The sequence below is a fragment of the Achromobacter seleniivolatilans genome (assembly GCF_030864005.1).
GTDB lineage: Bacteria > Pseudomonadota > Gammaproteobacteria > Burkholderiales > Burkholderiaceae_B > Achromobacter > Achromobacter seleniivolatilans.
This window is the reverse complement of the sequence record NZ_CP132976.1, coordinates 4,534,092-4,549,004: the sequence shown is the minus strand read 5'-3', so window position 1 is coordinate 4,549,004 and position 14,913 is coordinate 4,534,092. Positions and strand designations below refer to the sequence as shown.

Annotated in this window: 10 protein-coding genes; all 10 read left to right on the top strand. The window is 62.0% G+C overall.

Going from position 1 to position 14,913, the window contains the following annotated elements; all coding sequences use genetic code 11:
• A complete protein-coding gene (locus tag RAS12_RS20470) occupies positions 1 to 1,749 on the top strand; it encodes a TolC family protein (protein ID WP_306939669.1) in 1,749 nt (582 codons plus the stop codon).
• 1 nt (position 1,750) lies between these two features.
• Entirely contained in the window at positions 1,751 to 2,566 is an 816-nt protein-coding gene (locus RAS12_RS20465; protein ID WP_306939668.1) for an efflux RND transporter periplasmic adaptor subunit, read from the top strand.
• Positions 2,563 to 3,933 (top strand): efflux RND transporter periplasmic adaptor subunit, encoded by a 1,371-nt coding sequence (locus RAS12_RS20460; protein ID WP_306939667.1) that lies wholly within the window; start codon positions 2,563 to 2,565, stop codon positions 3,931 to 3,933. The genes RAS12_RS20465 and RAS12_RS20460 overlap by 4 nt, the downstream gene beginning before the upstream one ends.
• Positions 3,918 to 6,161, top strand: a complete 2,244-nt coding sequence (locus RAS12_RS20455) for an HlyD family efflux transporter periplasmic adaptor subunit (RefSeq protein ID WP_306939666.1) — start codon at positions 3,918 to 3,920, stop codon at positions 6,159 to 6,161. Before RAS12_RS20460 ends, RAS12_RS20455 begins: the two co-directional genes overlap by 16 nt.
• Before the next feature lie 99 nt (positions 6,162 to 6,260).
• The gene (locus RAS12_RS20450) at positions 6,261 to 6,854 is read left to right on the top strand and encodes a biliverdin-producing heme oxygenase (RefSeq protein ID WP_306939665.1); all 594 of its coding nucleotides are present in this window, start codon (positions 6,261 to 6,263) and stop codon (positions 6,852 to 6,854) included.
• The gene (locus RAS12_RS20445; RefSeq protein ID WP_306939663.1) at positions 6,851 to 7,285 is read left to right on the top strand and encodes a YbaN family protein; all 435 of its coding nucleotides are present in this window, start codon (positions 6,851 to 6,853) and stop codon (positions 7,283 to 7,285) included. The genes RAS12_RS20450 and RAS12_RS20445 overlap by 4 nt, the downstream gene beginning before the upstream one ends.
• 580 nt (positions 7,286 to 7,865) lie before the next feature.
• On the top strand, positions 7,866 to 9,125 hold the full coding sequence (locus RAS12_RS20440; RefSeq protein WP_306939662.1) for a nucleotide sugar dehydrogenase: 1,260 nt from the start codon (positions 7,866 to 7,868) through the stop codon (positions 9,123 to 9,125).
• Between the two features lie 39 nt (positions 9,126 to 9,164).
• Positions 9,165 to 11,645 carry a hypothetical protein gene (locus RAS12_RS20435; RefSeq protein ID WP_306939661.1) on the top strand — a complete coding sequence of 827 codons (2,481 nt, stop codon included), beginning with the start codon at positions 9,165 to 9,167 and terminating at the stop codon, positions 11,643 to 11,645.
• Positions 11,642 to 13,699, top strand: coding sequence for a glycosyltransferase (locus RAS12_RS20430; RefSeq protein ID WP_306939659.1), 2,058 nt, complete (start codon positions 11,642 to 11,644; stop codon positions 13,697 to 13,699). The genes RAS12_RS20435 and RAS12_RS20430 overlap by 4 nt, the downstream gene beginning before the upstream one ends.
• A 54-nt stretch (positions 13,700 to 13,753) precedes the next feature.
• Positions 13,754 to 14,908, top strand: coding sequence for a polysaccharide biosynthesis/export family protein (locus tag RAS12_RS20425; protein ID WP_306939657.1), 1,155 nt, complete (start codon positions 13,754 to 13,756; stop codon positions 14,906 to 14,908).
• Positions 14,909 to 14,913 lie beyond the last annotated feature (5 nt).

Below are 14,913 nucleotides of genomic sequence, written 5' to 3'. Positions count from 1 at the left end.
ATGAATCTCTCTTCCCAATCCAAGCCGCCCATGACACACCGCGCCCGCCGTTTTGCGCTGACGGCGCTTGCCACTGCCGTCCTTGCGGGTTGCGCAGTCGCCCCGCCCGAGACGTTGAGCACGCAAGATCTGCTCAAGCTTGACCAGACCGACCGCAGCGTCATGTTTGCGCAGCAAGAGCCGGTGACGGGTCCGATTACGCTGGACGAGGCCATTGCACGCGCGGTCAAGTACAACCTTCAGCAGCGCCTGGCCTTGATGGAGCGTGCGCTGGAAGACGATCTGGTGGATGTGCAGAAACAGGGCATGCTGCCCAAGCTGACGGCGCGCGCTGGCATGCGTGCCCGCAACAATGACTATGGTTCGTCAAGCGAATCGCTGGCCACGGGCGTGCAGTCTTTGGTGCCGTCGACAAGCCAGGAACGCGACACCCACACCGCCGACTTGCAGATGACGTGGAACGTGCTGGACTTTGGCTTGAGCTATTTCGGCGCCAAGGCGCAGGGCAACAAGGCGTTGGCGGCCGAAGAGCGCCGCCGCCGCGTGGTGGCCGACATCATCCGCCAGACGCGCACTGCATACTGGAACGCGGTCACGGCCGAACGCCTGAAAGACCGAGTGACGTCGACTTTGGCCGAAGCCCGCCAAACGCTGGAATACGCGCGTCAGACCGAACAGAAGCGCCTGGTAGCGCCCATCCTGGCGCTGCGCTATCAGCGGGACTTGCTGAACATGGTGCGTCAGACCGAAGCGCTGGACAACGAGCTGGCGCAAGCCAAGGCCCGTCTGGCCACATTGATGAATCTGCCGCTGACGACAGACTTCACGCTGGCCGCGCCGGACGCTTCTACGCTGACGTCGCCCAATCTGGCCTATGAGCTGGCGGATCTGGAAGCGCTGGCCATGGTTCGCCGCCCCGAGCTGCGAGAAGAAAGCTATCTGGCGCGCAATGCAGTGCTGGAGACGCGCATGTCCCTGCTGCGCCTGTTTCCCAATGCGTCGCTCTTTGGCGGCCTGAGCTACGACAGCAACAAATATCTGGCTAACAACAACTGGGCGGATGCGGGCGTGCAGGTCAGCTGGAACCTGTTGAACGTGCTGTCGTGGCCTGCGATCAGCCGCGCGGGCGAATCGCGCGAGCAGGTGGCCGAGTTGCGGCGTCAGGCGCTGCGTATGACCGTGCTTAGTCAGGTGCATATTGCGTGGCTGGAACGCCAGCGCGCCGAGATCGCTTTCCGTCGCGCCAATGAATTGAGCCGCTTGCAGGATGCGATTCAGGTGCAGACTGAAAACGCCGCGCGCAGCAGCGCCGAAACGCATCTGGAAGTGGTGCGCGCCAAGGTCGAAACACTGCTGGCCACACGTGCCCGGGACCTGAGTTATGCGGAACTCGTCAACGCGCAGAACACGATCTACCAAGCTGCGGGCATCGATCCGCTGCCCGAGCGTATTGCCGACGAAACCCTGATGAGCCTGGCGCGCGATATCGCCGAGACCAACCGGAAGATCGAAAGTGGCCATGTGGAAGTGCCGCGGCTGGCTGTGGCGGAACCGGCGGCGGTCGCTGCGGCCGGGCAAGCCGTGGCCGAATCGGTGGCGCAGGCGGTTGCAAGCGAGCCCGCTCCGGCCCCGCTGCCTGCGTTGCGTACCGTCTCGGGCAGTATGTGGAGCCACCTGGGATCGGTGGCAGGCTCCAGCCAGGTCGCGGCGACCGCCCCAGTGGAATCCTTGCCTGTAGTTGTGCGCTGATATGGCTTCGTTGATTTTTCCTGCTTTGCGTCCGCGCGCCGGCTTGATGCTGGCCGCGTGGATGGGTGTATCGACGATAGCGTATGCAGAAGCGCCAATCCCGCCTGGGCAGGCGCTGTCGGCGACGCCCGCCGTGGACAGCGCCCGGGCGCAATTGGTGGCGGCGCGCCGCGCGGTTATTTCAAGCGGACTGTCCGGCAAGATCGACACGTTGCCGTTTCGCGAAGGCGACCGCTTCAAGAAGGGCGATGTGCTGGTGGCCTACGACTGCGCGCTGAATCGCGCTCGCCTGGAACGTGCCGTGCTGGCGGAGTCCGCCGCCCGCAAAAAGCAGGCAGTGGCCGAGCAGTTGGAGGTTTTGAAATCCATCAGCAGGTCCGATGTCGAACAGGCGCGGGCGACGGTGGCCGTCGCTCGCGCCGAAAGCAGTGCTGAACGCGTGCTGGTGGACCGCTGCACTATTACCGCGCCGTTCGCGGGCCGGGTCGGGGAAACCTATGCGCGCGCGGCAGAAAGCGTGGCCGAAGGTGAAAAACTCGTCAGCATCTACGACGACTCCGCCTTCGAGCTGGAAGCGATTGTGCCCTCACGCTGGCTGGCGTGGCTCACGCCCGGTTCGCCGCTGCGCATTACCGTTGATGAGACGGGCCGTACTTACGAGGCTGCCGTGTCGCACATTGCGGGCGCAGTGGATCCAGTCAGCCAGTCGGTCAAGATCATCGGCCGTCTCGAGGACAAGCAGAGCGCGTCGGTGGATCTTCTGCCTGGCATGAGCGGCAGCGTCCGCGTGGATCTTCCCGGCTCAGGCGCGCCGTGACAGAAGCCGTATCGCGAGACAAGCTGCTGGCCACGTTGTTGCAGCTGGAAAAGCGCGCACGCGCCTGCGCCAATACGCAAGAGCTGGCCTTCTTGATGGTCAACGACACCCACGCGCTGGCGCCGTATCGGCAGGCGGCGCTGTGGATGCCGGGCACGGGCGGTGATGGCGAGATTGCCGCGCTGTCGGGGCTGGCCGTGCCGGATAAGAACGCGCCTTACACCGTGTGGCTGGCCAGCGTGCTGGCAGACCGTGCGCGGGATGGCGCAAGCGGCGTCCTGCTGCCGCAGCCGGACGAGCAGGCCATGTGGGCAGAGCATCTGCCGGCCCATGGTCTGTTGTTGCGCCTGCCGTTGACCGCGCAAGATAGCAAGAAGCCTGGTGACGCGCTGTTGGCCTTGTGGCGCGACACGCCCTGGCCAGGCTCGGAATCAACAATGCTGGGACTGCTGGCCGATGCCTACGCTCACGCATGGCGTGCATTGACGCCCGTGGCGCGACGCAGGCGTGCGTCCGCCTGGTGGGGCCGGCTGCGCCACGGTGAGCGTCGTACGCGCTGGTGGCTGGGCCTGGGCGCGGCCGTGGCGGTGTTGATGTGCGTGCCCGTGCGTCAATCCGTTCTGGCGCCTGCTGAAGTCGTGGCGCGCGCGCCCATGGCGGTGCGTGCGCCGCTGCAAGGCGTGGTCGACCGCATTGCTGTCACGCCGAATCAAGCGGTGGAGAAAGGCCAGTTGCTGGCAGCGCTGGATGTGCGCGACCTGGAAGGACGGTTGGAAAGCGCGCGTCAGGCGCTGGCGGTGGCCGAAACAGAGCTGCGGCAAAACCAGCAGCAAGCGCTGGTGGATGACCGCAGCAAAGCGACGCTGGCTTTGGCGCAAGGTAAGCGCGAACAAGCCGCGAGCGACATGGATTTCTACGCCAAGGCGGTGGCGCGCGCGCAGTTGCGCGCTGAACGCGCTGGCATTGCCTTGTTCGATGACCCGGCAGATTGGATCGGCAAGCCGGTCGCGTTGGGTGAACGCATCATGATGGTGGCTGACCCTGCGGATGTCGAGCTAGAGATCCACTTGCCGGTTGGCGATGCCATCGAACTTCCCGCCCAGGCGCCGGTGCAGTTGTTCTTGAACACTGCGCCCGTCGCGCCTTTGTCCGCCACCTTGCTGCGCGTGGGTTATCGCGCCGCGCCAACGGCCGACGGCGCCATGGCCTATCGCGTGCGTGCCCGGTTTGACGAGGCCGGCGCGCAGGAAGTGCAGCCGCGCGTGGGGTTGAAGGGTACAGCCAAACTCTACGGTGAACGCACGCCGCTCGTGGGTTATCTGTTGCGCAAACCCCTGGCAACATTGCGCGTATGGCTGGGAATGTGAGCGGCGTGCCGTCACAGGCGGTCAGCCCTGCCGCATTGCCTGGCGCGTTGGCTGCCGGCGAGCGCCCGGCGGCGGACCTGCCTGCGCTGCGCGAAGAGCTGCTGTTGCATCGCGCACCGCCCAATCACGACGGCTCGCCTGCATGGACGCTGGAAGACCCGGGGCGCGGTCTGTTCTTTCAGATTGGCTGGGCCGAAGCGGAGATGCTCGCCCGCTGGCGGCTGGGCAGCGCCGAAGCCATCGCCAGCGCTGCGGGCAAAGCGACCACGCTGCCGATCGGCGCGGAGGACGTCAAAGACTTTGCGCAATTTCTACAGGCCAATAGCCTCGTGCAGATGCGTGGCCCCGACGCCATCGCGCGTTATGGCAAAGAGGCCGATGCGCGCCGCAGCAGCCATTGGCTGAAAAGCCTGGTGCACCAATATTTGTTTTTTCGCATTCCGCTGGTGCGGCCCGACGCCTTTCTGGCCCGCACCTTGCCGATGGTGCGGCGGTTGTTCCTGACGCGCACGTTCGCGCGATTGACGTTGGCGGCGGGCTTGCTGGGGCTGTACCTGGCAGCACGCCAGTGGGACCAGTTCGTGCACACGTTTCTGCACTTCTTCACGTTGGAAGGCGCGCTGGCTGCCGGCGTCACGCTGGGCGCGGCCAAGGTGCTGCACGAATTGGGGCATGCCTATGCGGCCAAGCACCATGGTTGCCGCGTGGCGACGATGGGTGTGGCTTTCATGGTGATGTGGCCCGTGCTGTACACCGACTCGTCCGGCGCCTGGCGTCTTTCCAGCCGCCGTAAGCGCATGTCTATCGGCGCGGCAGGAATGCTGGCTGAAACGGCGTTGGCCGCCTGGGCGACGTTGGCGTGGAGCTTCCTGCCCGACGGCATGCTGCGCAGCGCGGCGTTTACGTTGGCCACTACGACGTGGTTGTTGACGCTGGCCGTGAACCTGAATCCGCTGATGCGCTTTGACGGCTACTTCCTGCTGACCGATGTGCTGAATGTGCCCAATCTGCAAAACCGGTCGTTTGCGTTGGCCCGGTGGCGGCTGCGCGAATGGCTGTTTGGACTGGGCGAAGACAAGCCAGAGGTCTTCGCGCCGTGGCGCGAGCGGGCGCTGATCATCTACGCGTTCAGCGTCTGGATTTACCGCTTCTTCCTGTTTCTTGGCATTGCCCTGCTGGTGTATCACATGGCTTTCAAACTGCTGGGCATTGTCTTGTTCGCCATCGAGATCGTGGCGTTCGTGCTGCGCCCGATCTATACCGAACTGCGCGCCTGGCGCGAGCGCCTTTTGGGCAAGCCCGGCGCGGGCTGGAACCGCCGCAGCCGGCTTACGGCCTGCGTCGCACTGTTGTTCGCTATTGCCGCCGTTGTGCCCTGGCGCACCCGCGTTGAAGCGCCCGCTCTGCTGCGGGCGGCGAATCAAGCGCGCATCGTGGCGCCCGTGGGTGCGCAGATTCAGCAGATCGCGGTGGCGCCGGGCCAGGCGGTCCGTGCAGGTGCGCCGTTGTTCGTGCTGAGCGCGCCAGACATGACGCACGAGATCGAGACGCTGGCGCGTCGCATCCGGCTGTTGCAATGGCAGCAATCCTTCCAGGCCATGAATCGCGTCACTGCGGGGGCCGTGCCCGTTGCCGTGGGCGAACTGCACGCGGCGCGTGAACGCCATGAGGTGTTGATGCGTCAGTACGATCAACTGACAGTTCGGGCGCCGTTTGGCGGTGTGATTGCCGAACTGGCTGAACCGTTGGCGACGGGGGAATGGGTCGGCGAAGGGGAGTGGCTGGCATCGCTGGCAGACCCCTCGCAGGCCGTTGTGGAAGCCTATGTGTCGGAAGAGGATCTGCATCGTTTGCAGGCGGGCGGCCATGCTCGTTTCCTGCCGGAAGACCCAGGCCAGGAATCGATAGCGCTGGTGATATCGGACATTGCCGCCACGGCGACCCGGCGCTTGAGCGCTGCTCCCGAATTGAGCTCCACGCACGGCGGGGCCGTGCCCGCAATGCAGGCGCCGAATAACAGCGCGCGGCCGGACCCCGAGTCGCAGGGTCTGGTGCCGGAACGGGCCGTGTATCGCCTGACTCTGCGTCCCGCCGATTCCGGTAACGCTGCATTGCCCCGCTTGCAGGCGATGCGCGGTATCACGGTGGTGGATGGACAAGCCGAAAGCTTGTTGTTGCGAGTGTGGCGGCGCGGAGCGGCGATTGCCGTGCGTGAACTGGGCTTTTAGCAGCGTGGTGAGGCGGATTTCTTAAGCAACTTTAACGTGTCAATTGCGACCCGCTAAGAAATAATAAGACGCATCATCATCCAAGAACACACATCCACAATGACCACCGAAATTCTCGAACGCCCGTCGCTGTCGCAGCGCCTAAAGCACGAAACCGCGGACCAGCACGAGCGCATGCATCGCTTGATGGAACGTGGCGCCCCGTTCTCAAGCCGGGAGTCCTATGCCCGCTTCGTCGCCGCGCAGTACTTGTTCCAGCGCGATGTCGAACACCTGTTCCAGAACGACGCTATTAAACAAGCGGTACCGGACCTGGAAGCGCGCGGCCGGGAAGACGCGTCGTTGGCCGACTTGCGCGATCTGGGCGCCAGCGCGCCTGAAGATGGCATTGCGAGCGTGGGTGTGGGCATGCCTGAAGCGCTGGGCTGGCTGTATGTGTCCGAAGGGTCGACCCTGGGCGCCGCCTTCCTGTTCAAGCAGGCGCAATCGGACCTGGGCTTGTCGGCCGAGTTTGGCGCCCGCAACCTGGCTGCCTATCCGGATGGCCGCGCTGTCGTGTGGCGCCGCTTTGTGGCGTCTTTGGACAGCGACGCCCTCAGCCCCGAGACCCACGATGCGGTCATCGCTGGCGCCAACGCTGCTTATGACCGGTTTGGCGAATTGCTTGAACGGCACTTCGATCTCGGCGCATGACGCCACGCAAATCCTGGGTACGCGCGCTGTACCTGGTGCTGGCGATTGTTAGTATCGGGGTCGCAATCGCCGGCGTATTTCTGCCGGGCCTGCCCAGCACCGAATTCGTGTTGCTGGCCTCGTGGGCGGCGGCGCGTAGTTCGCCGCGCCTGCATCGCTGGCTACACGAGCACAAGTGGTTCGGCCCTATGCTGCACAACTGGAACAACGGGCGCCGCATTGCACGCCGATCCAAGTACATGGCGACGGTGTCGATGACGGTCTGCGCGGTAGTGATGGTGTATACGATTCCGCATGCGTGGGTCGTGTGGCCCGCATGCGCCTGTATGGCAGTAGTGCTGGCGTGGTTGTGGCGGCGTCCCGAACCGGCAGACGGGCGGGACCTTGCAACGCCTGCCGTAGCCGGATTCAGCAACGCGCCGCGATCTTGATGTTCTTCGCGGAGTTCCTATTAGGCGCATGAGCGGAGTGGCCGAATCTGGATGTCCGGCATTCCAACTGACCAAAAACAGCTGCCATTCATGGCAGCTGTTTTTTTTGCGCTGCAATTTTCACGCAAAGCGTTACGCATGGATGCGTAAATTCCGCTACAGCATTAATTAATAACCTCTGGCTTGCTATTATATTTTTTCAGTTTGGTTAAACAAAAATAAGATATACGTTTATTAATATTTATTAACAACCGGACAGCGGTGCTGTGTTGCGGTTTGTGTAATGAATGTAATTATTTGAGGGATTTCCCGGGTTTATTACGGGGCGGCTCTGATTTATTTCCACAGCAATAAACATTTTTAGAAAAAAAGTTTGCTGTGTACGCCCTCTACCATTCGTTGGCTCATCAACTCACACGTTTGATTGAGTATCTAGTGGTAATAATTCTTTAGTAATACGCCCGCCCAAATAGCACAATCGTATTTCGATTTCGCGTCGATTTCTTGTCTCTGGGCGTCAATTTCTAGTGTTCGCAACACGACGAAAACAGTGAGGTCCCCAGTGGTAAAGAGAATCGCAGTGTGTGGCCTTGGATATGTCGGCCTGCCCGTAGCCGTCGCATTTTCCAAGCGTTTTGATGTCATCGGCTTTGATGTAGATAAGCGGAGAATCGCACGGCTGAAAGAAGGGGATGACTGGACTGGCGAGATCGAACGCGATGCGTTGCTTGCCTCGCCCATGCAGTTCACCGATCAGGTGACGGAACTGGAGGGTTGCGACTTTTTCGTTATTGCCGTCCCGACTCCCGTGGACGAGAGAAATAATCCCGATTTTTCCCTGCTGGTGCGGGCTTGCCGCTCGATAGGCCCCGTGCTGCGCCCGGGCTGCATTGTCGTCTTCGAGTCCACCGTCCACCCAGGCGCCACCGAAGAAATCTGCGGGCCGGAACTGGAAAAGGTGTCTGGCCTGCGCTGCGGGATCGACTTCAAGCTGGGCTACAGCCCCGAGCGGATCAATCCGGGCGACCGTGAACACCCGCTGGAGAAGATCGTCAAGATCGTGTCCGGACAGGACGAGGCGTCACTGGAAATCATTGCAGGCGTCTACGAAAAAATCATTGATGCGGGGGTGCATCGCGCCTCGTCGATCAAGGTTGCTGAAGCCGCGAAGGTGCTGGAAAACACGCAGCGCGATATCAATATCGCACTGATGAACGAGATGTCCAAGATCTGCGATCTGGTTGGCATCCGCACCTCGGAAGTTTTGGCGGCCGCGGGCACCAAGTGGAACTTCCTCAAGTTCACGCCGGGTCTTGTGGGCGGCCACTGCATCGGCGTCGATCCCTACTACCTGACCTCCAAAGCGCAGGAACTCGGTTATCACCCGGAAGTCATCCTGTCGGGCCGCCGGATCAACGACGGCATGGCCAATCACGTTGCGTCGCGCATCGTTCAAACCCTGGCCCGCAACGGCCGCCTCAATGCGTCGACTCGCGTCGGCATCCTGGGTATGACGTTCAAAGAGAACGTGCCCGACATCCGCAATTCGAAGGTTGTCGATCTGTACAAAGCCCTCGGCAACTACGGCATTACCCCGGTTGCGTGCGACCCCATGGTCGATCCAGACCAGATGGTGCACGAGTACGGCATCCAGCTCGTGGAGCGCGACCAGTTCCGTGACATGGATGTGCTGATTCTGGCCGTGCCGCACCGTGAAACCATGGACTCGATCTGGGACGACATGCCCAGTCTGGTCAAGAGCGGCGGCTTGGTGTGCGACCTGAAGTCAGTGCTTGACAGCAAACGGCTTGCGCCCGACCTCGTGTACTGGACTCTCTGAGTCCGGTCGCGTCATCCAACAATCCAGGAGAGGCCCTGAATGACTGCTTTTACTATCGCTCCGATTGGAACCTGCCGCATCCATACGCCGCTGCGTGATGCCGTGGGACGCTACCCGATCAAGCTGCAACTCGGCCGCAACTACGGTTTCGTGCATACCAGCGCAGAGGCGCTGCAACAGGCGCGTTTCATGTACGGGCAGGGAGACATTCCCGCCGACGTGCAACGCCTGATTTTCCGGCCGTCCAATGGCGAGCAGGCTCGCCTTGCGGCGCATAAGCCGGCAGACCTGTACATGGTCGAACTGTCTTCGCGCAAGCTGCTGACCATCGACGGTTATCCCATCCAGTCCAACTATCTGGTGCGCTACTTCAGCGAGTTCTTCGCGGATCGTACGCGAACCCGGATGTTCTGGTCCCTGGCCAGCGCTGACCGGCTAGCCGAGCGCCGCACCTTGTTGGATCAAGACCCGCTCTTCAAGAGTCTGTCTTCGGATGACCGGGAGCTGCTTGCACGTATCGTCAAGCGCGATCTGGCAGACGACGAGATCGAGGGCGAAATGCGCCAGATCGTCGATCTGCTCGGCCGGGACAAAGTGGTGTTCGTTACGCACGTCAATGCCTTGACGCCGGACAACGTTCCGATTGAACAGCGAGAGCAGTTGATTGCCGCAGTAGCTGCGGCGGCGCAGCGCATCGGCGCGCCTTGCTACGATCCGACGCCGCTCATGAACAAGTTGGGGCAGAGCGATGCGATGGAAGACGGCGGGCTCGACCTGACCCACTATACGCAGAGCTTTGCCGAGCGCCTGTGCGCAGATTGGTTCAAGAACTTCATGCGTCCGCGGATGAGCGCCACCACGGTGCAGCCCGCCGTGCCCAAGCTGGGCTCCGACGAAAGCGCCGAACGCATTGAAAAGGTTTGGGATTCGGGTCAGTTGCGCGAGGCCTCGCGCCGCGTGCGCGATGTGCTGCGCCGTTACCCCGGCCTGCCCGAGCACATGTTGCTGTTCGCGAAAATCCAGGAAGAGCTGGGCGATTACGAAGGTTCGCTCGCGCTGCTGGAAAGCGCGGATGGCGCGCTGGCTTCCGGCAGCAAGGCCGAGCAGATCCTGATGCGCAATCAGTTCAAGCTGGGGCGCCATGATGTGGCGTACTCGCTTGCCGCCGGTCTGCTGGGCGATGAGATCGAGACGCCTGAAATCGTACGGATCGCCGCCGTTTCCGCAGGGCAATTGGGTCACGCGGACGAGGCTCTGGGCAACTGGAAGCAGCTGTTCCGCATCTCGTCCCCCGCTGATGCCGGGGCAGTGGAAGCAGCAGACACGGTGCTCTCGCTGTTGCAGGCAAGCGGCGACATGGAAGCCGCCATCCGTTGGGTGCATGAGGTTCGTGCCGCCAACCCTGCATATGGCCGCGGATTCGCGGTGCTGTGGCGTGATCGCCTGTTAGCCGGCGATCGCGCGGGCCTGCGCGCCTTGGCCTCTGAGTCTCCTGCCCTTGAAGACGCTGATGCGCTTGAACTCGTCAAAGAAGCGTCGTGGCGCGGTTGCATCATGGCAGGCGCCGCGCTGGCCGTGTCTTGCGACCTGGCAAATAGTGAGCAAGAAGATATTCGTGCGTGGCTGCTTGCGCAGTCGTCGGCGTGGGCCGAAGAAGGCAATCGCGCACTGGAAGAAGGACGCTTGCGTGACGCGGCTGAAAGAATCTGCGCGCACCGTCTGCTCAACCCCGACGCACTGGCTGGCATACGCGCCCAGCGCGCATTCGAGCGAGCGATGCGTCTTGGCGTGCGCGCCGCGCTTCTGGCCGGCAACCACAAGGAAGTGATGGACCTGACGGATATCGCACTGGATACCCAGGTCGACTTTCCTGAGCTTGACGCCATGCGCGGCCGGGCTGCCGATGCGTTGGGAGACAAGCAAACCGCCATGCGGCACCTTGAGCAGGCGGCCGCGAATGAGTCCGCCCCATTCAGCACGCAGCTGTACTTTGCGCGGGTGGCATTCAACGGCGGCTGGTTCGGTGAAGCCATCGACGCCTACAAGATGGTGCTGGCTAATGCGGCGGCTGACCAGAGCGCAAAAGAAGAAGCCGAGCGTCAGCTGGGCAGACTCGGACCTCGTGCGATTCGCGGCGCTCGCGAAATCTTGTCCGCTGGCGATCCGTTGAAGGCATGGACCTTGTTGGATCGTGTCGCGCAGTCGTGGCCGGAGATGACCGAAGTCGACCACGAAAAGCGCCGCATCATCGCCGTCTTGTATGCCGAAGCCCGTGCGCTGGAACCGTCGAGCACTACGGAACGTCTGGCGCTTGGCGAGCGGATCGTGCAACTCGTGCCCGACGATGCCATCGGCCTGCGTCTGGCTGCTGTCGGCGCCATGCGTCTGCATCGCTTTGAGCAAGCCTTGCCGTACTGGAAAAAACTACAGGAACGTTCCGAGAACCCGGCGCAGTTCGATCACTACATCGAACGGTGCCAGGTGTGGATCGAGAAGATGAACCGGAGGAAGGCAGCATGAATCCGCCGCTGATTTCCGAGCAGGCGGACGCCAAGTCCGATCTTCAATGGGTGCAAGCTCAATTGGAGGAGATAGTCGCGGCATCGGGACGGGTACAAGTTGCACTCGAAAACCTGACTCGCGCGAAAGTGCTGGCTCGCAATCATGTGGCAGATTCAAAGGTCCGCTTTCTTCTGCTCCGGTTGCAGGAGTCGGCGGGCCTGAACGAGGGCTTGTCTGAACAGTGGGCAACGCTGTTGCAGGAGTGCCCGGATGATCTTCAGATCGTGCGCTATTGCGCGACTCGCCTGGTGAAGGAACGGCATGTCGACGAGGCGTTGTCCTTGGTCGACCGCCACCTGCCCGAGTCCGCCGAGAGCCCCGACCGTTTGTTTGCCAGGGCCAAACTGCTTAGTGACATCCGTGCACACAAGCAGTCGGACGAGCTTTTTCGCCGGCTGATCTCGCAATACACGGATCGGAACATGCGTGTCGAATTCGCCAAGCGCCTGCGTAAGCGCGGCTTGCTGGCGGATGCGTTCGAGGCGATTGCGCCCGTTGCGAAACATCTGGCGCCGGGCAGCAAGGCGGCGGAGCTTGCCGAGGGGTTGGCAAGCGACTATGCGTTCTACCAGCGTTTCGAGTCCGAAGAAGGGCTGGCGGGAAAAGACATCAGGATCGTGTCGATGAAACACGCGATCCTGCACTTTCGCGATCGGCAGGTTGCCGAGAACTCACCGGATAAGCCGGTATCGGTGGCGCTTGTGACCGGCAGCTTGGGGCCTGGCGGCGCCGAGCGTCAGCTGACGCGGCTTGCTGGCGAACTGACTCGCCTGGCGGAGTCTCCCGATCAGCAGTTGGCCGATGTGCTCATGCGACCCAAGAAGGTCGAAGTGCTGGTTAAACAGCACACCGAGCCTTCGGGCGCGCCAAAGAAGCAGGAGGATTTTTTCCTGCCTGTGCTGATCAAGGCGCAGATCCCGGTGACGGAAATCAACCGACTGCCCGCTATTTCCGTATCGCATCAAACCGTGCCCGAGGGAAGCTTGGGCCGCCTGCTGGAACAATTGCCGCCGCCCGTTCACTACGGCGTGACGCGGCTGGCGCCAGTCTTGCGAGCCGATCCGTTTGACGTGGTGAGTCTGTGGCAAGACGGCACTTGCCTGTTTGGCGCGCTGGCTGCGCTACTGGCAGGCGCTCCGACCATACATCTGGTGTTTCGCGGACTTCCGCCGAATATCCGCAAAGACCGTTTCCGCGAAGAGTACCCCGAGCTGTACCAGGCCTTGGCTCAAGTGCCAGGGGTGGTCTTCGTGAGCAACAGCCGCAAGGCCGCAGAGGCCTATTCGGAGTGGCTGGACATTCCCATCATGCGCTTTCACATTCTGTACAACGGCGTGCCGGACCTGGCGACTGACGCGTCGGCCGCCGACGAGGAAAAGTGGAAGGCTTTCCAAGAAAGCACGACGGACGCCACCGAAACAATCGGCGGGGTATTCCGGCTGGAACCGGACAAGCGGCCGCAACTGTGGATCAAGCTTGCCGCCCTGTATCTGAAAGATCGTCCGCTAGCGCGCTTTGTCATCGTGGGCGACGGCCGCTTGCGCGAGATCATTGAGGCGTTGGCAGAAGAGCTGAGTGTGACTGACAGGTTGTTGTTGGTCGGGCTGTCCAACCACGTTGGCTACTGGTATTCGCAGATGGATGCCAGTGTGCTGCTGTCCCGGTACGAGGGCCTGCCGAACGTGCTGATCGAGGCTCAGTTGCTGGGCGTTCCAGTGATCTCCACACCTGCGGGCGGCGCGGGCGAGTGCTTTGTGGAAAACGAGACCGGTCACTTGCTTACCAGCGTCGATCACCCCGATCTGCACGAGGCATGCGAGAAAGTCGCGTCAATGGTGGATCAGGTCCGCAGCAATGAGCAATTGCGAGAGCAAAGCCGTCATCGCGCTCAGAAGCTGTTTTCGCTCGACGCAATGCTGACCAAGTTCCTGGGTTTGTGCATGCCCGTCATGTCCATGTCCGAGAACGATGAACGCATCGATGTCCCGGCCATGCGCAGGATGACCGCCTGATCGTCAAGCCCCACTTCTGGCTTGTCTTTCCGAGGTTCAAAAATAAAGGTTCTTATGCAAATGAATGTCCCAGCTTCGGGCCCGTGGCGCAAAGCAGGCTTGGCCACGGTGCTGCTTGCTGCGCTTTCACTCTCTGGATGCCAACTGCCGCGCTCCGGCCCGATGTTGAGCGAGATGACGGGCGCACACGATGACAAGGATGTCATCGTGATGCCCGTCTCGCGCCAACTCGCGCAGGCAAGCAGGGTTCCCGAAGTTGCCGATTTTCCCGTGCGCTATCGTGATCTCACGCAAGCGGGATTCGACAGTCTGGTTCCCGGCGACGGCATCAATGTAAAGGTGTGGGAGCGTGGCGGGCTGGGCGTTTTTGCAGCAGACCCTTCTGGCGTGAGCGACCTGGGAAATCAGGAGATAGACCGGGCGGGGAACGTTAATTTCCCCATCCTGGGAAAATTCAGGGCCGAAGGCCTGACGCTGGGCAAGCTGCATGACGCCATCGTTGCGCGCTTGGCCAAGCTTGTCGTGGGTGCTGACGTGAGTGTGACGCGCGCGGCCGATGCACGCGGGCAGATGGTGACGGTTCAGGGCAATTTGACCAAGCCCGGCATGTTTCCCATCACGCAGACAGCTCAACGCCTGAGCAGCGCGTTGGCGCAGGCAGCGCCGGTGCAGACGAATCCCGAGCAGCTCGTCATCAGCCTGCGCCGCGATAATCAGGTGGCGTCGGTGCGGCTGTCGGATGTTTACCGCAATCAGAACAATGACATCCTGCTGCGCCCGGGCGACGTCATTACCGCCTATGACTCGCGAGAGTATCTGACCGTATTGGGCGCGGCAGGGAATCAAGGCCGCGTGGCCATCAGCAAGCGCAACTACACGGTGCTGGATGCGCTGGCTGATTCCAAGGGTCTTGATGACAAGACGGCGGACCCGCGTTCCGTGTTCCTGTTCACGCCCGCAAAGGCTGGCGTCGAAGGAAAGCCGGACATGCTGCCGGTGGTTTACCAATTTGACCTGACTCGCCCGGAACAGGTGGCGTTGGCTCGTGAATTCACCGTGCATGAAGGTCAGGCCATCTATATTTCGGACGCGCCATTTACGCAGGTGCAGAAGGTTCTTTCGGCATTCCGCGTCACGATGAGCGCCGGTTTCAGCGCCACGCGAGCGATCGACAGCGATTCGGGCTCCAGCTCGGGCGTGTCTCAATAGCGTGT